The 21,136-nt window shown below is 53.0% G+C and carries 18 protein-coding genes; 10 read left to right on the top strand and 8 right to left on the bottom strand.

The annotated features are described in order from the left end of the window. From tuf to rpoC, 9 genes are all read left to right on the top strand, one after another. Positions 1-1,041 (top strand): elongation factor Tu (gene tuf / locus OGV89_RS03960; RefSeq protein ID WP_058842576.1); only part of this gene is annotated, 1,041 nt, incomplete at its 5' end. Positions 1,042-1,271: 230 nt separating this feature from the next. After that, positions 1,272-1,655: a preprotein translocase subunit SecE gene (gene secE / locus OGV89_RS03955; protein ID WP_003033128.1), complete on the top strand. Its 384-nt coding sequence runs from the start codon at positions 1,272-1,274 to the stop codon at positions 1,653-1,655. A gap of 1 nt (position 1,656) precedes the next feature. Continuing rightward, complete coding sequence (gene nusG, locus OGV89_RS03950; protein ID WP_003033125.1) at positions 1,657-2,202, top strand: transcription termination/antitermination protein NusG; 546 nt, start codon at positions 1,657-1,659, stop codon at positions 2,200-2,202. Positions 2,203-2,356: 154 nt separating this feature from the next. After that, entirely contained in the window at positions 2,357-2,785 is a 429-nt protein-coding gene (rplK, locus tag OGV89_RS03945; RefSeq protein WP_003033122.1) for a 50S ribosomal protein L11, read from the top strand. 3 nt (positions 2,786-2,788) lie between these two features. Beyond that, a complete protein-coding gene (gene rplA / locus OGV89_RS03940; RefSeq protein ID WP_003033119.1) occupies positions 2,789-3,496 on the top strand; it encodes a 50S ribosomal protein L1 in 708 nt (235 codons plus the stop codon). 414 nt (positions 3,497-3,910) lie between these two features. Beyond that, positions 3,911-4,408: a 50S ribosomal protein L10 gene (rplJ, locus tag OGV89_RS03935; protein ID WP_001207203.1), complete on the top strand. Its 498-nt coding sequence runs from the start codon at positions 3,911-3,913 to the stop codon at positions 4,406-4,408. Between the two features lie 66 nt (positions 4,409-4,474). Then, positions 4,475-4,840, top strand: a complete 366-nt coding sequence (gene rplL, locus OGV89_RS03930; RefSeq protein ID WP_003033114.1) for a 50S ribosomal protein L7/L12 — start codon at positions 4,475-4,477, stop codon at positions 4,838-4,840. 320 nt (positions 4,841-5,160) lie between these two features. Continuing rightward, positions 5,161-9,189: a DNA-directed RNA polymerase subunit beta gene (gene rpoB / locus OGV89_RS03925; protein ID WP_003033111.1), complete on the top strand. Its 4,029-nt coding sequence runs from the start codon at positions 5,161-5,163 to the stop codon at positions 9,187-9,189. 76 nt (positions 9,190-9,265) lie between these two features. Beyond that, positions 9,266-13,489: a DNA-directed RNA polymerase subunit beta' gene (rpoC, locus tag OGV89_RS03920; protein WP_003033107.1), complete on the top strand. Its 4,224-nt coding sequence runs from the start codon at positions 9,266-9,268 to the stop codon at positions 13,487-13,489. A gap of 111 nt (positions 13,490-13,600) precedes the next feature. On the opposite strand, the gene OGV89_RS03915 is transcribed toward rpoC, so the two are convergent. Then, positions 13,601-13,918 carry a PTS lactose/cellobiose transporter subunit IIA gene (locus tag OGV89_RS03915; RefSeq protein WP_003033104.1) on the bottom strand — a complete coding sequence of 106 codons (318 nt, stop codon included), beginning with the start codon at positions 13,916-13,918 and terminating at the stop codon, positions 13,601-13,603. A gap of 4 nt (positions 13,919-13,922) precedes the next feature. Then, positions 13,923-14,228 carry a PTS sugar transporter subunit IIB gene (locus OGV89_RS03910; protein ID WP_003033102.1) on the bottom strand — a complete coding sequence of 102 codons (306 nt, stop codon included), beginning with the start codon at positions 14,226-14,228 and terminating at the stop codon, positions 13,923-13,925. Between the two features lie 1,092 nt (positions 14,229-15,320). On the opposite strand from OGV89_RS03910, the gene cspG reads away from it, so the two are divergent. Continuing rightward, on the top strand, positions 15,321-15,533 hold the full coding sequence (gene cspG, locus OGV89_RS03905; protein ID WP_003033098.1) for a cold shock protein CspG: 213 nt from the start codon (positions 15,321-15,323) through the stop codon (positions 15,531-15,533). 119 nt (positions 15,534-15,652) lie between these two features. Here cspG and thiH read toward each other — a convergent pair whose 3' ends face one another. The 6 genes from thiH to thiC are packed head-to-tail and all read right to left on the bottom strand — an operon-like array spanning position 15,653 to position 21,020. After that, a complete protein-coding gene (gene thiH, locus OGV89_RS03900) occupies positions 15,653-16,786 on the bottom strand; it encodes a 2-iminoacetate synthase ThiH (RefSeq protein WP_054527942.1) in 1,134 nt (377 codons plus the stop codon). Then, complete coding sequence (gene thiG / locus OGV89_RS03895; protein ID WP_032937281.1) at positions 16,783-17,553, bottom strand: thiazole synthase; 771 nt, start codon at positions 17,551-17,553, stop codon at positions 16,783-16,785. The genes thiH and thiG overlap by 4 nt, the downstream gene beginning before the upstream one ends. Before the next feature lies 1 nt (position 17,554). Beyond that, the gene (gene thiS, locus OGV89_RS03890) at positions 17,555-17,755 is read right to left on the bottom strand and encodes a sulfur carrier protein ThiS (protein WP_003033088.1); all 201 of its coding nucleotides are present in this window, start codon (positions 17,753-17,755) and stop codon (positions 17,555-17,557) included. Beyond that, positions 17,736-18,494 carry a HesA/MoeB/ThiF family protein gene (locus OGV89_RS03885; protein WP_032937282.1) on the bottom strand — a complete coding sequence of 253 codons (759 nt, stop codon included), beginning with the start codon at positions 18,492-18,494 and terminating at the stop codon, positions 17,736-17,738. The genes thiS and OGV89_RS03885 overlap by 20 nt, the downstream gene beginning before the upstream one ends. Beyond that, positions 18,487-19,122 carry a thiamine phosphate synthase gene (thiE, locus tag OGV89_RS03880; RefSeq protein ID WP_032937283.1) on the bottom strand — a complete coding sequence of 212 codons (636 nt, stop codon included), beginning with the start codon at positions 19,120-19,122 and terminating at the stop codon, positions 18,487-18,489. Before thiE ends, OGV89_RS03885 begins: the two co-directional genes overlap by 8 nt. Continuing rightward, on the bottom strand, positions 19,122-21,020 hold the full coding sequence (gene thiC, locus OGV89_RS03875) for a phosphomethylpyrimidine synthase ThiC (RefSeq protein ID WP_048216976.1): 1,899 nt from the start codon (positions 21,018-21,020) through the stop codon (positions 19,122-19,124). The genes thiE and thiC overlap by 1 nt, the downstream gene beginning before the upstream one ends. Between the last annotated feature and the right edge of the window lie 116 nt (positions 21,021-21,136).

Here is a 21,136-nt window from a genome sequence, read left to right as displayed (position 1 = left end):
CAGATCGATAACGCGCCGGAAGAAAAAGCACGTGGTATCACCATCAACACTTCTCACGTTGAATATGACACCCCGACTCGCCACTACGCACACGTAGACTGCCCGGGCCACGCCGACTATGTTAAAAACATGATCACCGGTGCTGCGCAGATGGACGGCGCGATCCTGGTTGTTGCTGCGACTGACGGCCCGATGCCGCAGACTCGTGAGCACATCCTGCTGGGTCGTCAGGTAGGCGTTCCGTACATCATCGTGTTCCTGAACAAATGCGACATGGTTGATGACGAAGAGCTGCTGGAACTGGTAGAAATGGAAGTTCGTGAACTTCTGTCTCAGTACGATTTCCCGGGCGACGACACTCCGATCGTTCGTGGTTCTGCTCTGAAAGCGCTGGAAGGCGAAGCAGAGTGGGAAGCGAAAATCATCGAACTGGCTGGCTTCCTGGATTCTTACATCCCAGAACCAGAGCGTGCGATTGACAAGCCGTTCCTGCTGCCTATCGAAGACGTATTCTCCATCTCCGGTCGTGGTACGGTTGTTACCGGTCGTGTAGAGCGCGGTATCATCAAAGTTGGTGAAGAAGTTGAAATCGTTGGTATCAAAGAGACTGCTAAGTCTACCTGTACTGGCGTTGAAATGTTCCGCAAACTGCTGGACGAAGGCCGTGCTGGTGAGAACGTTGGTGTTCTGCTGCGTGGTATCAAACGTGAAGAAATCGAACGTGGTCAGGTACTGGCTAAGCCGGGCTCTATCAAGCCGCACACCAAGTTCGAATCTGAAGTGTACATTCTGTCCAAAGACGAAGGCGGCCGTCATACTCCGTTCTTCAAAGGCTACCGTCCGCAGTTCTACTTCCGTACTACTGACGTGACTGGTACCATCGAACTGCCGGAAGGCGTAGAGATGGTAATGCCGGGCGACAACATCAAAATGGTTGTTACCCTGATCCACCCAATCGCGATGGACGACGGTCTGCGTTTCGCAATCCGTGAAGGCGGCCGTACTGTTGGTGCGGGCGTTGTTGCCAAAGTAATGAGCTAATTGCCGAATAACATTTGACGCAATGCGCAATAAAAGGGCATCATTTGATGCCCTTTTTGCACGCTTTCACACCAGAACCTGGCTCATCAGTGATTTTTTTTGTCATAATCATTGCTGAGACAGGCTCTGAAGAGGGCGTTTAGTCCGAAACGCACCAGAGCATTTCGGTTTGGATCGCCTCGCTTACGCGGGGTGAAAATGTTTGTAGAATACTTCTGACAGGTTGGTTTATGAGTGCGAATACCGAAGCTCAAGGAAGCGGGCGCGGCCTGGAAGCGATGAAGTGGGTTGTTGTCGCTGTATTGCTGCTTGTAGCTATCGTTGGCAACTACCTCTATCGTGACATGATGCTGCCGCTGCGTGCGCTGGCCGTAGTGATTCTGATTGCCGCAGCGGGTGGTGTCGCGCTGTTGACAACAAAAGGTAAAGCGACCGTTGCTTTTGCCCGTGAAGCGAGAACCGAAGTCCGTAAGGTCATTTGGCCAACTCGCCAGGAAACATTGCACACCACATTAATTGTGGCTGCGGTTACCGCAGTAATGTCACTGATCCTGTGGGGACTGGATGGTATTCTGGTTCGCCTGGTATCCTTTATCACTGGCCTGAGGTTCTAAGATGTCTGAAGCCCCTAAAAAGCGCTGGTACGTCGTTCAGGCGTTTTCCGGTTTTGAAGGCCGCGTAGCCACGTCGCTGCGCGAATATATCAAGTTACAAAATATGGAAGAGCTGTTTGGCGAAGTCATGGTGCCGACCGAAGAAGTGGTCGAAATCCGTGGTGGCCAGCGTCGCAAGAGCGAACGTAAATTCTTCCCGGGCTATGTACTGGTCCAGATGGTGATGAATGACGCAAGCTGGCACCTGGTGCGTAGCGTGCCGCGTGTGATGGGCTTTATCGGTGGTACATCTGACCGTCCGGCGCCGATCAGCGACAAAGAAGTTGATGCGATCATGAACCGTCTGCAGCAGGTTGGTGATAAACCGCGTCCGAAAACGATGTTTGAGCCAGGTGAAATGGTTCGCGTTAGTGACGGTCCGTTTGCTGACTTTAACGGCGTGGTTGAAGAAGTGGACTACGAGAAGTCCCGCCTGAAAGTCTCTGTTTCTATCTTTGGTCGTGCGACCCCGGTAGAACTGGACTTTGCCCAGGTAGAAAAAGCCTAAACAGCGATCAAAAAAGCGGCGATTTAATCGTTGCACAAGGCGCGAGATTGGAATACAATTTCGCGCCTTTTGTTTTTATGGACCCTGTCCGTAAAACGAATTTAATCACGGGGAGCCTCCTTGAGGCGCTATAACCCAACTAGAGGAATTTAGAATGGCTAAGAAAGTCCAGGCCTATGTCAAGCTGCAAGTTGCAGCTGGTATGGCTAACCCGAGTCCGCCGGTAGGTCCAGCACTGGGTCAACAAGGCGTGAACATCATGGAATTCTGCAAAGCGTTCAACGCAAAAACTGATTCCATGGAAAAAGGTCTGCCGATCCCGGTTGTTATCACCGTTTACGCTGACCGTTCTTTCACTTTCGTTACCAAAACGCCTCCGGCAGCAGTTCTGCTGAAGAAAGCGGCTGGTATCAAGTCTGGTTCCGGTAAGCCGAACAAAGACAAAGTGGGTAAAATTTCCCGCGCTCAGCTGCAGGAAATCGCGCAGACCAAAGCTGCCGACATGACTGGTTCCGACATTGAAGCGATGACTCGCTCCATTGAAGGTACTGCACGTTCCATGGGCCTGGTAGTGGAGGACTAAGAAATGGCTAAACTGACCAAGCGTATGCGCGTGATCCGTGACAAAGTTGATGCAACTAAACAGTACGACATCAACGAAGCTATTGCTCTGCTGAAAGAGCTGGCCACTGCTAAATTCGTAGAAAGCGTAGACGTTGCCGTTAACCTCGGCATCGATGCTCGTAAATCTGACCAGAACGTACGTGGTGCAACTGTACTGCCGCACGGTACTGGCCGTTCCGTTCGCGTAGCCGTATTTGCCCAGGGCGCAAACGCTGAAGCTGCTAAAGCTGCAGGCGCTGAGCTGGTAGGTATGGAAGATCTGGCTGACCAGATCAAGAAAGGCGAAATGAACTTTGACGTTGTTATTGCTTCCCCGGATGCAATGCGCGTTGTTGGCCAACTGGGTCAGGTTCTGGGTCCGCGCGGCCTGATGCCAAACCCGAAAGTTGGTACTGTAACCCCTAACGTTGCTGAAGCGGTTAAGAACGCTAAAGCAGGTCAGGTTCGTTACCGTAACGACAAAAACGGCATCATTCACACTACCATCGGTAAAGTGGATTTTGACGCTGACAAACTGAAAGAAAACCTGGAATCTCTGCTGGTTGCGCTGAAAAAAGCGAAACCGACTCAGGCTAAAGGCGTGTACATCAAGAAAGTTAGCATCTCCACCACCATGGGTGCTGGTGTTGCCGTTGATCAGTCCGGTCTGACTGCGACTGTGGCGAACTAATATTCGCCTTTACGTGGGCGGTGATTTTGTCTACAATCTTACCCCCACGTTTCTGCTAATTGCAGACGTATATCCGAGATATTCAGGCTGTGGCAAGGCGACAACTGAGTGAATCGCCAGGAGCATAGTTAACTATGTGACTGGTGTGAACGAAGGCAGTCAACGCCGGCACAGATTGAATAGCGACAGATAGACAAGATTTGTTCGTTGGAGCCTGGCCTATCCAGGCCTCCGTCGAAGACCGCAGGTGTTTCGTAAGAAACTTAATGCCCTGCGTAGACGGTGACAGAACGCTAAGATTATTTCTGATACTCTGGCTTGTTTCTGCTCACCGTATTTAGACGCTCTCTCCGTTGGTGAGAGTGAAGTGAGTTCCGGAACATGAGTTCCGGCAAACATCCAGGAGCAAAGCTAATGGCTTTAAATCTTCAAGACAAACAAGCGATTGTTGCTGAAGTCAGCGAAGTAGCCAAAGGCGCGCTGTCTGCAGTAGTTGCGGATTCCCGTGGCGTAACTGTAGATAAAATGACTGAACTGCGTAAAGCAGGTCGTGAAGCTGGCGTATACATGCGTGTTGTTCGTAACACCCTGCTGCGCCGCGTCGTTGAAGGTACTCAGTTCGAGTGCCTGAAAGACACGTTTGTTGGTCCGACCCTGATTGCATACTCTATGGAACACCCGGGCGCTGCTGCTCGTCTGTTCAAAGAGTTCGCGAAAGCGAATGCAAAATTTGAGGTCAAAGCCGCAGCCTTTGAAGGTGAATTGATCCCGGCATCGCAAATCGATCGCCTGGCAACTCTGCCGACCTACGAAGAAGCAATTGCACGCCTGATGGCAACCATGAAAGAAGCTTCGGCTGGCAAACTGGTTCGTACTCTGGCTGCTGTACGCGATGCGAAAGAAGCTGCTTAATCGCAGTTATCTTTCTCAAGCATCTGCTTACGTATAAACTTATTCTGATTTTCAGGAACAATTTAAATGTCTATCACTAAAGATCAAATCATTGAAGCAGTATCCGCTATGTCCGTAATGGACGTTGTAGAACTGATCTCTGCAATGGAAGAAAAATTCGGTGTTTCCGCTGCTGCTGCTGTAGCTGTAGCTGCTGGCCCGGCTGAAGCTGCTGAAGAAAAAACTGAATTCGACGTAATTCTGAAAGCTGCTGGCGCTAACAAAGTTGCTGTTATCAAAGCAGTACGTGGCGCAACTGGCCTGGGTCTGAAAGAAGCTAAAGACCTGGTAGAATCTGCTCCGGCTGCCCTGAAAGAAGGCATCAGCAAAGACGACGCAGAAGCACTGAAAAAATCTCTGGAAGAAGCTGGCGCTGAAGTTGAAGTTAAATAAGCCAACTTTTCTGGTTGCAGCCTAAGAAATTAGGCTGATGGCTGGTGACTTTTTAGTCACCAGCCTTTTTGCGCTGTAAGGCGCCAGTAGCATTTCACACTGTTTGACTACTGCTGTGCCTTTCAATGCTTGTTTCTATCGACGTCTTAATATACTGCGACAGAGCATCAGTTCTGTGTAAATCGCAATGAAATGGTTTAAGCGTGATAGCAACAGGCATTGCGGAAAGTATTCGATTTTCCGGTCAACAAAATAGTGTTGCACAAACTGTCCCTTCGTCGGACAGATGGGTCGACTTGTCAGCGAGCTGAGGAACCCTAATGGTTTACTCCTATACCGAGAAAAAACGTATTCGTAAGGATTTTGGTAAACGTCCACAAGTGTTGGACATACCTTATCTCCTTTCTATCCAGCTTGACTCGTTTCAGAAGTTCATCGAGCAAGATCCTGAAGGGCAGTATGGTCTGGAAGCAGCTTTCCGTTCCGTTTTCCCGATTCAGAGCTACAGCGGTAATTCCGAGCTGCAATACGTCAGCTACCGCCTTGGCGAACCGGTGTTTGACGTTCAGGAATGTCAGATCCGTGGCGTGACCTATTCCGCACCGCTGCGCGTAAAACTGCGTCTGGTGATCTACGAGCGCGAAGCGCCGGAAGGCACCGTAAAAGACATTAAAGAACAAGAAGTCTACATGGGCGAAATTCCGCTCATGACTGACAACGGTACCTTTGTAATCAATGGTACTGAGCGTGTTATCGTTTCTCAGCTGCACCGTAGTCCTGGCGTCTTCTTTGACTCCGACAAAGGTAAAACCCACTCTTCGGGTAAAGTGCTGTATAACGCGCGCATCATCCCTTACCGTGGTTCCTGGCTGGACTTCGAATTCGATCCGAAGGACAACCTGTTCGTACGTATTGACCGTCGCCGTAAACTGCCTGCGACCATTATTCTGCGTGCACTGAACTACACCACTGAGCAGATCCTTGACCTGTTCTTTGAAAAAGTTGTTTTCGAAATTCGTGACAACAAGCTGCAGATGGAACTGGTGCCGGAACGCCTGCGTGGTGAAACCGCCTCCTTTGACATTGAAGCTAACGGTAAAGTCTACGTCGAAAAAGGCCGTCGCATCACTGCGCGCCACATTCGCCAACTGGAAAAAGACGATATCAAACATATCGAAGTTCCGGTTGAATACATTGCTGGTAAAGTTGCGGCTAAAGACTACGTTGACGAATCTACTGGCGAGCTGATCTGCGCAGCTAACATGGAGCTGAGCCTGGATCTGCTGGCTAAGCTGAGCCAGTCTGGTCACAAGCGTATCGAAACGCTGTTCACTAACGATCTGGACCACGGTCCGTACATTTCTGAAACTGTACGCGTCGACCCAACCAACGATCGTCTGAGCGCGCTGGTAGAAATCTACCGCATGATGCGTCCTGGTGAGCCGCCGACTCGTGAAGCTGCTGAAAGCCTGTTCGAGAACCTGTTCTTCTCCGAAGACCGCTATGACCTGTCTGCGGTCGGTCGTATGAAGTTCAACCGTTCTCTGCTGCGCGACGAAATCGAAGGTTCCGGTATCCTGAGCAAAGACGACATCATCGAAGTGATGAAGAAGCTCATCGATATCCGTAACGGTAAAGGCGAAGTCGATGATATCGACCACCTCGGCAACCGTCGTATCCGTTCCGTAGGCGAAATGGCGGAAAACCAGTTCCGCGTTGGTCTGGTACGTGTTGAGCGTGCGGTGAAAGAGCGTCTGTCTCTGGGCGATCTGGATACCCTGATGCCTCAGGATATGATCAACGCCAAGCCGATTTCTGCAGCAGTGAAAGAGTTCTTTGGTTCCAGCCAGCTGTCTCAGTTTATGGACCAGAACAACCCGCTGTCTGAGATTACGCACAAACGTCGTATCTCTGCACTCGGCCCAGGCGGTCTGACCCGTGAACGCGCAGGCTTCGAAGTTCGAGACGTACACCCGACTCACTACGGTCGCGTATGTCCAATCGAAACGCCTGAAGGTCCGAACATCGGTCTGATCAACTCCCTGTCCGTGTATGCACAGACTAACGAATACGGCTTCCTCGAGACTCCGTACCGTAAAGTGACCGACGGTGTTGTAACTGACGAAATTCATTACCTGTCTGCTATCGAAGAAGGCAACTACGTTATCGCTCAGGCGAACTCCAACCTGGATGACGAAGGCCACTTTGTAGAAGATCTGGTTACCTGCCGTAGCAAAGGCGAATCCAGCTTGTTCAGCCGTGATCAGGTTGACTACATGGACGTATCCACCCAGCAGGTGGTATCCGTCGGTGCGTCCCTGATCCCGTTCCTGGAACACGATGACGCCAACCGTGCATTGATGGGTGCGAACATGCAACGTCAGGCGGTTCCGACTCTGCGCGCTGATAAGCCGCTGGTTGGTACCGGTATGGAACGTGCTGTTGCCGTTGACTCCGGTGTTACTGCAGTTGCTAAACGTGGCGGTACTGTTCAGTACGTGGATGCTTCCCGTATCGTTATCAAAGTTAACGAAGACGAGATGTACCCGGGCGAAGCAGGTATCGACATTTATAACCTGACCAAATACACCCGTTCTAACCAGAACACCTGTATCAACCAGATGCCTTGCGTATCTCTGGGCGAGCCGGTTGAACGTGGTGATGTGCTGGCTGACGGTCCGTCCACCGACCTCGGTGAACTGGCGCTGGGCCAGAACATGCGCGTGGCATTCATGCCATGGAATGGTTACAACTTCGAAGACTCCATCCTCGTATCCGAGCGTGTTGTCCAGGAAGACCGTTTCACCACCATCCACATTCAGGAACTGGCATGCGTGTCCCGTGACACCAAGCTGGGGCCAGAAGAGATCACCGCTGACATCCCGAACGTGGGTGAAGCTGCGCTCTCCAAACTGGATGAATCCGGTATCGTTTATATCGGTGCGGAAGTGACCGGTGGCGACATTCTGGTTGGTAAGGTAACGCCGAAAGGTGAAACCCAGCTGACGCCAGAAGAGAAGCTGCTGCGTGCGATCTTCGGTGAGAAAGCGTCTGACGTTAAAGACTCTTCTCTGCGCGTGCCAAACGGTGTTTCCGGTACGATTATCGACGTTCAGGTCTTTACTCGCGATGGCGTAGAAAAAGACAAACGTGCGCTGGAAATCGAAGAGATGCAGCTGAAGCAGGCGAAAAAAGACCTGTCTGAAGAACTGCAGATCCTCGAAGCTGGCCTGTTCAGCCGTATCTACGCTGTGCTGGTTTCTGGTGGTGTTGAAGCTGAGAAGCTCGACAAACTGCCGCGTGACCGCTGGTTAGAACTCGGCCTGACCGACGAAGAAAAACAGAATCAGCTGGAACAACTGGCTGAGCAGTACGACGAACTGAAACACGAATTCGAGAAAAAACTCGAAGCGAAACGCCGTAAAATCACTCAGGGCGACGATCTGGCACCGGGCGTGCTGAAGATTGTTAAGGTTTATCTGGCGGTTAAACGTCGGATCCAGCCTGGTGATAAGATGGCAGGTCGTCACGGTAACAAGGGTGTAATCTCTAAGATCAACCCGATCGAAGATATGCCACACGATGCTAACGGTACGCCGGTAGATATCGTACTGAACCCGCTGGGCGTACCATCGCGTATGAACATCGGTCAGATCCTTGAAACCCACCTGGGTATGGCTGCAAAAGGTATCGGCGATAAGATCAACGCCATGCTGAAACAGCAGCAGGAAGTCGCGAAACTGCGCGAATTCATCCAGCGTGCTTACGATCTGGGTTCAGATGTTCGTCAGAAAGTTGACCTGAATACCTTCAGTGATGAAGAAGTTCTGCGTCTGGCTGAAAACCTGAAAAAAGGTATGCCGATCGCAACGCCGGTATTCGACGGTGCGAAAGAGTCTGAAATCAAGGAACTGTTACAGCTGGGTGGCCTGCCGACTTCCGGTCAGATCACACTGTTCGACGGTCGTACCGGTGAGCAGTTCGAGCGCCAGGTTACCGTTGGCTACATGTACATGCTGAAACTGAACCACCTGGTTGATGACAAGATGCATGCGCGTTCTACCGGTTCTTACAGCCTGGTTACTCAGCAGCCGCTGGGTGGTAAGGCGCAGTTCGGTGGTCAGCGCTTCGGGGAGATGGAAGTGTGGGCGCTGGAAGCATATGGCGCAGCATACACCCTGCAGGAAATGCTCACCGTTAAGTCTGATGACGTGAACGGTCGTACTAAGATGTATAAAAACATCGTGGACGGCAACCATCAGATGGAACCAGGCATGCCGGAATCCTTCAACGTACTGTTGAAAGAGATTCGTTCGCTGGGTATCAACATCGAGCTGGAAGACGAGTAACTCTCGATCAAACAGGTCACTGGTGCTGGCGTAACAGCCAGCGCCAGATTGTGCTAACTCCGACGGGAGCAAATCCGTGAAAGATTTATTAAAGTTTCTGAAAGCGCAGACTAAAACCGAAGAGTTTGATGCGATCAAAATTGCTCTGGCCTCGCCAGACATGATCCGTTCATGGTCTTTCGGTGAAGTTAAGAAGCCGGAAACCATCAACTACCGTACGTTCAAACCTGAACGTGACGGCCTTTTCTGCGCCCGTATCTTTGGGCCGGTAAAAGACTACGAGTGCCTGTGCGGTAAGTACAAGCGCCTGAAACACCGTGGTGTGATCTGTGAGAAGTGCGGCGTTGAAGTGACCCAGACCAAAGTACGCCGTGAGCGTATGGGCCACATCGAGCTGGCGTCTCCGACTGCTCACATCTGGTTCCTGAAATCTCTGCCGTCCCGTATCGGTTTGCTGCTTGATATGCCGCTGCGTGATATCGAACGCGTACTGTACTTCGAATCTTATGTGGTTATCGAAGGCGGTATGACTAATCTGGAACGTCAACAGATCCTGACTGAAGAGCAGTATCTGGACGCGCTGGAAGAGTTCGGTGACGAATTCGACGCGAAGATGGGTGCGGAAGCAATCCAGGCCCTGCTGAAGAGCATGGATCTGGAGCAAGAGTGTGAAACTCTGCGCGAAGAGCTGAACGAAACCAACTCCGAAACCAAGCGTAAGAAGCTAACCAAGCGTATCAAACTGCTGGAAGCCTTCGTACAGTCTGGCAACAAGCCAGAGTGGATGATCCTGACCGTTCTGCCGGTTCTGCCGCCAGATCTGCGTCCGCTGGTTCCGCTGGATGGTGGTCGTTTCGCAACGTCGGATCTGAACGATCTGTATCGTCGCGTTATCAACCGTAACAACCGTCTGAAGCGTCTGCTGGATCTGGCTGCGCCGGACATCATCGTACGCAACGAAAAACGTATGCTGCAGGAAGCGGTTGACGCCCTGCTGGATAACGGTCGTCGCGGTCGTGCGATCACCGGTTCTAACAAACGTCCTCTGAAATCTTTGGCCGACATGATCAAAGGTAAGCAGGGTCGTTTCCGTCAGAACCTGCTCGGTAAGCGTGTTGACTACTCCGGTCGTTCTGTAATCACCGTAGGTCCATACCTGCGTCTGCATCAGTGCGGCCTGCCGAAGAAAATGGCACTGGAACTGTTCAAACCGTTCATCTACGGCAAGCTGGAACTGCGTGGCCTGGCCACCACCATCAAAGCCGCTAAGAAAATGGTTGAGCGTGAAGAAGCTGTCGTTTGGGATATCCTGGACGAAGTTATCCGCGAACACCCGGTACTGCTGAACCGTGCACCAACACTGCACCGTCTGGGTATCCAGGCATTTGAACCTGTACTGATCGAAGGTAAAGCTATCCAGCTTCACCCGCTGGTTTGTGCGGCATATAACGCCGACTTCGATGGTGACCAGATGGCTGTTCACGTACCGCTGACGCTGGAAGCCCAGCTCGAAGCGCGTGCGCTGATGATGTCTACCAACAACATCCTGTCTCCGGCGAACGGCGAACCTATCATCGTTCCGTCTCAGGACGTTGTATTGGGTCTGTACTACATGACCCGTGACTGTGTTAACGCCAAAGGCGAAGGCATGGTGCTGACTGGCCCGAAAGAAGCTGAGCGTATCTATCGCGCAGGTCTGGCCTCTCTGCATGCGCGCGTTAAAGTGCGTATCACTGAATACGAAAAAGATGAAAACGGCGAATTCGTTGCGCACACCAGTCTGAAAGACACGACCGTTGGTCGCGCCATTCTGTGGATGATCGTACCGAAAGGTCTGCCTTTCTCCATCGTCAACCAGGCGCTGGGCAAGAAAGCTATCTCCAAAATGCTGAACACCTGTTACCGCATTTTGGGCCTGAAGCCGACTGTTATCTTCGCTGACCAGACAATGTACACCGGCTTTGCTTATGCAGCGCGTTCAGGTGCATCTGTTGGTATTGATGACATGGTCATCCCAGAGAAGAAACACGAGATCATCTCTGAAGCGGAAGCTGAAGTTGCTGAGATCCAGGAGCAGTTCCAGTCTGGTCTGGTAACCGCGGGCGAACGCTATAACAAAGTTATCGATATCTGGGCTGCGGCGAACGATCGTGTATCCAAAGCGATGATGGATAACCTGCAAACCGAAACCGTTATTAACCGTGACGGCGTAGAAGAGCAGCAGGTTTCCTTCAACAGCATCTACATGATGGCCGACTCCGGTGCGCGTGGTTCTGCAGCACAGATTCGTCAGCTGGCCGGTATGCGTGGTCTGATGGCGAAGCCAGATGGCTCCATCATCGAAACGCCAATCACCGCGAACTTCCGTGAAGGTCTGAACGTACTCCAGTACTTCATCTCTACTCACGGTGCGCGTAAAGGTCTGGCGGATACCGCACTGAAAACAGCGAACTCCGGTTATCTGACTCGTCGTCTGGTCGACGTTGCGCAGGACCTGGTTGTTACTGAAGACGATTGCGGCACTCTGGAAGGCATCACCATGACCCCGGTTATCGAGGGTGGTGATGTTAAAGAGCCGCTGCGCGATCGCGTTCTGGGTCGTGTGACTGCTGAAGACGTTCTGAAGCCGGGTACGGCGGATATTCTGGTTCCACGCAACACGCTGCTGCACGAACAGTGGTGTGACCTGCTGGAAGAGAACTCCGTTGACTCCGTCAAAGTCCGTTCTGTTGTATCTTGTGACACCGACTTTGGTGTATGTGCGCACTGCTACGGTCGTGACCTGGCGCGTGGCCACATCATCAACAAAGGTGAAGCAATCGGCGTTATCGCGGCACAGTCCATCGGTGAACCGGGTACACAGCTGACGATGCGTACGTTCCACATCGGTGGTGCGGCATCTCGTGCGGCTGCTGAATCCAGCATTCAGGTGAAAAACAAAGGTAGCATCCGTCTGAGCAATGCGAAGTCGGTTGTGAACTCCAGCGGCAAACTGGTTATCACCTCACGTAACACCGAACTGAAACTGATCGACGAATTCGGCCGTACCAAAGAAAGCTATAAAGTGCCTTACGGCTCCGTTATGGCGAAAGGTGATGGCGAACAGGTTGCTGGCGGCGAAACCGTAGCAAACTGGGATCCGCACACCATGCCGGTTATCACCGAAGTGAGTGGTTTTGTCCGCTTCACTGACATGATCGACGGCCAGACCATTACTCGTCAGACCGACGAGCTGACCGGTCTGTCTTCTCTGGTGGTTCTGGATTCTGCAGAGCGTACTGCGGGTGGTAAAGACCTGCGTCCGGCACTGAAAATTGTTGATGCTCAGGGCAACGACGTTCTGATCCCAGGCACCGATATGCCTGCTCAGTACTTCCTGCCGGGTAAAGCGATTGTTCAGCTGGAAGATGGCGTACAGATCAGTTCTGGTGACACCCTGGCGCGTGTTCCGCAGGAATCCGGCGGTACCAAGGATATCACCGGTGGTCTGCCGCGCGTTGCTGACCTGTTCGAAGCACGTCGTCCGAAAGAGCCGGCAATCCTGGCTGAAATCAGCGGCATCATTTCCTTCGGTAAAGAAACCAAAGGTAAACGTCGTCTGGTTATCACCCCGGTAGACGGTAGCGAACCGTACGAAGAGATGATTCCGAAATGGCGTCAGCTCAACGTGTTCGAAGGTGAACGTGTAGAACGTGGTGACGTGGTTTCCGACGGTCCGGAAGCGCCGCACGACATCCTGCGTCTGCGTGGTGTGCATGCTGTAACTCGTTACATCGTTAACGAAGTTCAGGACGTATACCGTCTGCAGGGTGTTAAGATTAACGATAAACACATCGAAGTTATCGTTCGTCAGATGCTGCGTAAAGCCACCATCGAAAGCGCTGGTAGCTCCGACTTCCTGGAAGGCGAGCAGGTTGAATACTCCCGCGTCAAGATCGCTAACCGCGAGCTGGAAGCGAACGGCAAAGTGGGTGCAACGTTCTCCCGCGATCTGCTGGGTATCACCAAAGCGTCTCTGGCAACCGAGTCCTTCATCTCTGCAGCATCGTTCCAGGAAACCACGCGTGTCCTGACCGAAGCCGCTGTTGCAGGTAAACGTGATGAACTGCGCGGTCTGAAAGAGAACGTAATCGTGGGTCGTCTGATCCCGGCAGGTACCGGTTACGCGTACCACCAGGATCGTATGCGCCGTCGCGCAGCGGGCGAACTGCCAGCTGCACCGCAGGTGACTGCTGAAGATGCGTCTGCCAGCCTGGCAGAACTGCTGAACGCAGGCCTGGGCGGTTCTGACAACGATTAATCGTTGCCGACCATAATAAAAAACCCGCTTCGGCGGGTTTTTTTATGTCCAGGTTTATTTCTGATGACGCTTATCAGGTCTACGAGGCTACGAAGCCATCCGGCAGTGTCATTAATTTACCGGCGGTAACCGCCGATAAAGCTCAATCATATCTCCCGCCAAATCCTGAATCACCATCGCGTTCATCAGGTGATCCTGCGAATGGACGGTGATGAGATTAACCGGTAGCTTGCCGGTTCCTTCGTCAATTCCGATCAGCTGGGTCTGGATTTTATGCGCTTGTTTAACGTACTCGCGTGATTCCGTCATCGCTTGTTCTGCACCGGAGAAATCACCTTTACGCGCCAGTTGCAATGCCGTCAGGGCCTGGCTGCGTGCAGCGCCAGCGTTTACCAATAACTCCATGATGATCGTTTCTAACTCTTCCATACCATCACTCCAGTAGTTTCAGCGCCTTGTCCAGTACCGCATCGCCTTTCATCATGCCGTAATCCATCATGTCGATAACGGCGACCTTTTTGCCTAGTGGGTCGGCGATCGCCTGTAGCTTGGCCTGTTCATACTTAACCTGTGGACCGAGCAAAACGATATCCGCTGTAGCGATATTCTCTTCAAACTCGGCCACCGGGACGGCTTTGATAGTAACGTCGACGCCTTTTTTCTGGGCGGCATCTTTCATCCTTTGCACCAGCATGCTGGTGGACATTCCGGCGGCACAGCATAAAACGATGTTTTTCATAAGTAGTCTCGATCAACATGTGTGAGTTGATAATTATCGCGAGCCAGCTATAGCAACAACTGCTTTGCAACGATTGTGTGCAAGGCATCACAAAGAAAACCGCTTTTTCTGAAACCGGTTACAAAAAGAGGCCAAACCCTGCGATCTGGACCGGGACCAGCGGCTTTTTGACTCGCTTATCACATGCTGGAATATATAATTACTGTCAATAAAGACATGTTATAAAAAACAGTATTGACAGCGTTTTTTAAACCCGTATGTTAATACTTAACAGCGGAGAAATTGTAGTTTGCTGTTAACGTAGTAAGTGTTAGTAGAGCTTGATTGGGGTTTGCGATAAAGGCCACGAAGTATTTTTGTATGGGATAGTCGATGCTGAAAACGCTATTTTTTCACCTCGACAATGCTTTCAGGCCACGTAGTTGATATATCTAATCGCAAAAAATCAGTAAAACGCGACGATGTAACGCCATGATTTAATAGTAATTGTTCGTGATTTCTGCTTTTTTGGTTATCACGAGGGAAATAAGGCAACGCATCAAAGAGTATATGTCGCGAGGGGAAGTGTACTTGTTTAGGTCACCAGCCTTGAGTTCTATTATCAAGCGGGTGGAATGTGTTTAACGGTAAATAGAGGAAAGCTTTAGTTAGTATCAATATCCAATATTATCTGTAGTAAACGTGTACATTTTAAAGTAGTACCATCAGCAGTATTAAATCGTTAAGTTTATTAATGTTAAATTTGAAGTGTGTAGTAACGTAAAGCCCTGACTGCAATAGTCGGGGCTTTTGTTCATTGTAGATCAAGCTGTTATCCAGGATGCTTAGCCGCGTTGGTTCAACATTGCATCACTCAGTGGGTATTAAAAAAATTAATGCTTGCTTAATGATTAGAAGTAGGTCTACTATAGCGGCATCGGTTTGGAACACAGACCTTATGCAAGCAGTTTTAGTAAAGCAGTTCTCAGTTCAAGCGTTATCCTCAGATACTCTTCTTCATGAGCCTCCTCCCTAAGTGCCCCATAAGTTAATTTCTGCAAAACAGGCCATCTTCGCTGCATAAGCGGCTCAAAAACATGAAAGGAAGTATCTATGTCTAACAAAATGACTGGTTTAGTAAAATGGTTTAACTCTGATAAAGGCTTCGGCTTTATCACTCCTCAGGACGGTAGCAAGGATGTGTTTGTGCATTTTTCCGCTATCCAGAGTAACGATTTTAAAACGTTAGACGAAGGTCAAAAGGTGGAGTTCTCCGTGGAGAATGGCGCTAAAGGCCCGTCTGCTGTTAACGTTGTCGCGCTGTAAACGCCGATAATTTCACGAAGGCTTACGATAGCGATGAAGGCCAGAGCCCGAGCAGTTAAGCACCAGTGAAGAAAAAACCCGCGAAAGCGGGTTTTTTTGTTTATGCGATAGCGTTGGGCTTAGGGCATCTGTGCCGCGCGTCCCAGATAGCTGTCCCAGTCTTTCCACACGGGCTGTAATCCCTGCGCCATCAGTGCTTCAGCAACGGCTTCCGGGCGACGATCGTCGTGCGGGGAGAACTGTTCCAGTTCGGGGTGGTTATCGGCATAACCACCGGGCTGGGTTTTTGAGAAGGCGCTGACGTTGTTGATTGCCAACGGGATCACATGGTCACGAAACCATGGCGATTCGCGGGTGGAGAGCGACAGCTCAATTTCTGGTGCGAGTAAACGAAACGCGCAAATGGTCTGGACCAGCTGTCGCTCATCCATGATCGATGCAGGCTCAACGCCTCCGGTGCATGGGCGCAGGCGAGGGAAGGAGATAGAGTAGCGGCTCTGCCAGTAATGCTGCTGCATCCACAGCAGATGTTCAGCTACCATATAGCAGTCAACCCGCCAGCTGTCGGACAAACCAATCAACGCGCCAAGACCGATTTTGTCGATCCCTGCGCGGCCCAGCCGGTCCGGCGTTTCCAGTCGCCAGAAGAAATCCTGCTTTTTCCCCTTCAGATGGTGGCGGGCGTAAATCGCCTCATGATAGCTCTCCTGATACACCATCACGCCATCCAGTCCCAGCGTCTTCAGCTCCGCATATTCAGCCTCTGACAGCGGCTGTACTTCCATCTGTAAAGAGGCAAACTGTCGGCGAATGACAGGCAAATGGCGACGAAAGTAATCCATCCCCACTTTGGCCTGATGTTCACCGGTGACCAGTAGCAGATGCTCAAAGCCCAGCTCACGGATAGCCGCACACTCACGTTGTATCTCATCTTCGTCCAGCGTTTTGCGTTTGATACGGTTGCTCATCGAAAAACCGCAGTAGGTGCAGTCGTTGGCACAAAGGTTGGAGAGATACAACGGCACGTAAAAGCTCACCGTGTTGCCAAAACGCTGACGGGTGAGCTTTTGCGCCCGTTGCGCAAGCGGCTCCAGATAATCGGCGGCGGCAGGAGAGAGCAATGCCATCAGATCGTCGCGACTAAGATGCGAAGCGTTGAGGGCGCGCTCCACGTCAGCGGCGGTTTTACCGTTGATGCGCAGGCGGATGTCGTCCCAGTCCAGCTGTCGCCAGCGGTCGCTGAAGGTATTCATGCCAGTGCCTCCAGAAATCCCGTCAACGGGCTGGTGGCCTGCGCGAGCGAGCTTTTGCTGCCGGGGACGGCCTGGCGCGCCAGAAGGCCCGCTTCAACCGCCAGACGGAAAGCGGTGGCCATCATCACCGGATCGTCCGCCACGGCAATCGCCGTGTTGACCAACACCGCGTCAGCGCCCATTTCCAGCGCCTGCGTCGCATGGCTGGGCACGCCGATCCCGGCGTCGACCACCACTGGCACAGTGGCCTGTTGGATAATAATCTCCAGCATCGCTTTGGTTTCCAGCCCCTGGTTAGAGCCGATAGGTGCGCCGAGCGGCATCACCGCCGCGCAGCCCACGTCTTCCAGCCGCTTGCACAGTACCGGGTCCGCACCGCAGTAGGGCAGCACCACAAAGCCCTGTTTCACCAGCGCTTCGGCAGCTTTTAGTGTTTCAATCGGATCCGGCAATAGCCAGCGGGCATCTGGGTGGATTTCTAATTTCAGCCAGTTTGTGCCCAACGCTTCACGCGCCAGTTGGGCGGCGAAAATCGCCTCTTCAGCGGTTTTCGCTCCGGAGGTGTTAGGCAGCAGCGTCACGCCCGCGTCGATAAGCGGGGCCAGAATGGCATCGTTATGCTGGCGCAAATCCACGCGCTTCATGGCCAGCGTGACCAGCTGGCTGCCGGAGGCGCGAATCGCCTCGACCATCAGCTGCGATGAGGCAAATTTTCCGGTACCGGTGAACAGATGTGAACCAAACGTTTTGTCGGCAATACGTAACATATCAACCCCCTGCAATAACCTGAAAAAGCAGGATCTGGTCGCCTTCCTGCACGATTTGCTGCTGCCACTGCTCGCGCGGCAGGATCTGCTGATTGAGCGCCAGCGCCGCGCCCGGTTTAAGCTGATTAAGCTCGGTGAGCAGCCCGCTGACGGTTTGTCCCTCGGCGCACTGCATCGGCTCATCATTGAACTGAATCTGCATGTTGCCCTCCACATACCGGGCAGCCATTGGCCCGACGCAGCGCAAGGCTGCGCCACTGGCTGGTTTTACCGTCAAACAGGCGTAACTCGCCGCTGGGCGTCGCAATGCCGCTAAGCAGTTTGATGGCTTCCAGCGCCTGCAAGGTGCCCATCACGCCGACAACCGGGCCGACGATACCGGCGGTACGGCAGTTGCGTTCAGGCTCTACATCATCCGGCCACAGGCAGCGGTAACAACCTTGCTCCCACGGTGGCGTGAGCACCATCAACTGGCCGCCGAAACCGACGGCGCTGGCGGTAACCAAAGGTGTATTCAGCGACACGCAGGCGGCGTTAATTTCCTGACGCGTGGCCATGTTGTCGGTACAGTCGAGCACCACGTCGGCACGCGCTACCGCATGCCGGAGCGCATCGCCTTTCAGTCGCTGCTGGAGCGATACCAGTTCGATATCTGGGTTGAGCCGCGTCAGGCGCTGCTGGGCAATCTGCGATTTTGAACGCGCGATATCATCAGTGGTAAACAGGATCTGGCGCTGCAGATTGCTCAAATGAATGTCGTCATCGTCTACCAGCGTCAGTTTGCCGATACCTGCTCCCGCCAGATACAGCGCGGCAGGCGAACCTAACCCGCCTAAACCGATAATCAGCACATGGCTGTCGAGCAGCTTTTGTTGGCCCTCAATAGCGATATCGCCGAGCAGGATCTGCCGGCTGTAACGCATAAAGTCGCGGTCATTCATCGCCGACTCCCGCTATGTCGAGCAGCTGCGCCGTGGCTGCCTGCCAGTCAGCCGCCTGGGTAATGGCGCTGACCACGGCAATGCTGCCGACGCCGGTTGCCAGCACCGCGGGCGCACGTTCCAGGCTGATGCCGCCAATGGCGACGGTCGGGTAATCGGCCAGTCGTTCAATATGACTTGCCAGCTGCGTCAGCCCCTGCGGAGCGGAAGGCATCTGCTTGGTTTGCGTGGGGAAAACGTGGCCGAGTGCGATATAAGAAGGCTTAGCAGCGAGCGCGACATCAATCTCCATATCATCGTGAGTGGAAACCCCCAGGCGTAAGCCCGCCGCCTGAATCGCCTTCAGGTCGGTGGTTTCGAGGTCTTCCTGGCCCAGATGCACGCCGTAGGCGTTGTGCTTAATCGCCAGCCGCCAGTAATCGTTAATAAACAGGCGGGCGTCATAGCGACGCCCCAGCGCGATGGCGGCGATAACGTCGGCTTCCACCTCTTCATCGCGTTTATCTTTGATACGCAGCTGGATTGTGCGTACGCCCGCCTCCAGCAGACGTTCAATCCATGCAACGCTGTTCACTACCGGGTAAAGTCCGAGTCGGAACGGTACGGTTGGGAAATCAGGCTGATACATCAGGCTTCCTCCCGTTTGAGGTAAATTTCGCCGCCTTTGGCGCGGAAGTTTTCCGACATATCCGCCATCCCCACTTCAATGGTTTGCGCAGCGGCGTAGTCGCGTACTTCCTGGCTGATTTTCATTGAGCAGAATTTCGGCCCGCACATGGAACAGAAGTGGGCGACCTTGCCGGACTCCTGTGGCAGGGTTTCATCGTGATAGGCACGGGCGGTAAACGGGTCGAGCGCGAGGTTAAACTGATCTTCCCAGCGGAATTCGAAGCGCGCTTTCGACATGGCGTTATCGCGGATCTGCGCGCCCGGATGCCCTTTGGCTAAATCCGCGGCGTGGGCGGCGATTTTGTAGGTGATCAGCCCCTGCTTCACATCTTCTTTGTTCGGCAGGCCGAGGTGCTCTTTCGGCGTCACGTAGCACAGCATCGCACAGCCGAACCAGCCGATCATTGCCGCGCCAATGCCGGAGGTGAAGTGGTCATAGCCCGGTGCGATATCGGTGGTCAACGGCCCTAAGGTGTAGAACGGTGCCTCGTGGCAGCTCTCCAGCTCTTCGGTCATGTTGCGCTGAATCATATGCATCGGCACGTGGCCCGGGCCTTCAATCATCACCTGTACGTCGTATTCCCAGGCGATTTTGGTCAGCTCGCCCAGCGTATGCAGCTCGGCGAACTGCGCTTCGTCGTTGGCATCCTGAATCGAGCCAGGGCGTAGACCGTCGCCCAGTGACAGGGAAACGTCGTAGGCGGCACAGATTTCGCAGATCTCGCGGAAATGTTCGAACAGAAAGTTCTCTTTGTGATGTGAGAGGCACCATTTCGCCATAATTGAACCGCCGCGTGAGACAATTCCGGTCAGGCGTTTAGCGGTCATCGGCACGTAGCGCAGCAGCACGCCAGCATGAATGGTGAAGTAGTCGACGCCCTGTTCGGCCTGTTCCAGCAACGTATCGCGGAACGCTTCCCAGGTGAGATCTTCGGCGATCCCGTTGACCTTCTCCAACGCCTGGTAGATCGGTACGGTGCCGATCGGCACCGGGCTGTTACGCAGGATCCACTCGCGGGTTTCGTGAATATAGCGACCGGTGGAGAGGTCCATCACCGTATCTGCGCCCCAGCGGGTCGACCACACCAGTTTTTCTACCTCTTCTTCGATAGAGGAAGTGACCGCCGAGTTACCGATGTTGGCATTCACCTTCACCAGGAAGTTGCGGCCGATGATCATCGGCTCGGATTCCGGGTGGTTGATGTTGGCGGGAATAATCGCCCGGCCCGCAGCGACTTCATCACGCACGAATTCCGGGGTGATATTTTCCGGCAGACGAGCGCCAAAGTTCATCCCCGGATGCTGGTGGCGCAGCACTTCACTACGAATACGCTCGCGGCCCATATTTTCACGGATGGCGATAAACTCCATCTCCGGCGTGACGATCCCCTGACGGGCGTAGTGCAGCTGGGTCACGCGCTTACCGGCTTTGGCGCGCTTTGGCGTCAGCAGGCCGCTGAAACGCAGCTCGTCCAGGCCATCGTCGGCCAGGCGCTCTTTGGTGTAAGCGGAGCTGCGGTCGTCTAATTCTTCGCTGTCGTTACGCGCCGCAATCCACGGCTGGCGCAGTTTCGCCAGACCCTGCTGGACGTTAATCGCCACGTCAGGATCGCCATACGGCCCGGAGGTGTCGTACACCGGCACGGCTTCGTTGTCTTCAAATTGCGGGTTGTCTTTGCTGCCGCCAATCAGCGTCGGGCTAAGCTGGATTTCGCGCATCGGAATGCGGATATCCGGCTGCGAACCGGTAATATAAATGCGTTTTGAGTTAGGGAAGGCGGTCCCTTCCAGGGTATCGATAAAGTGTTGGGCTTGCGCGCGCTGTTCGCGGCGTGATGGTTTAGTAGTGGCAGACATAGCTCATTCCAAAAAAGTAAGGACGTGGCTTGTCAGACGACGGATGAAGCAAGAGAGGCGATCGCCCAAAGGCGAACGGTTGTAGATTGACTCTTGTTCCCTTCGCAGGTCTTAAC

The sequence above is a fragment of the Citrobacter sp. Cf125 genome (assembly GCF_030333935.1).
GTDB lineage: Bacteria > Pseudomonadota > Gammaproteobacteria > Enterobacterales > Enterobacteriaceae > Citrobacter > Citrobacter freundii.
This window is presented reverse-complemented; position numbering and strand designations above follow the sequence as displayed.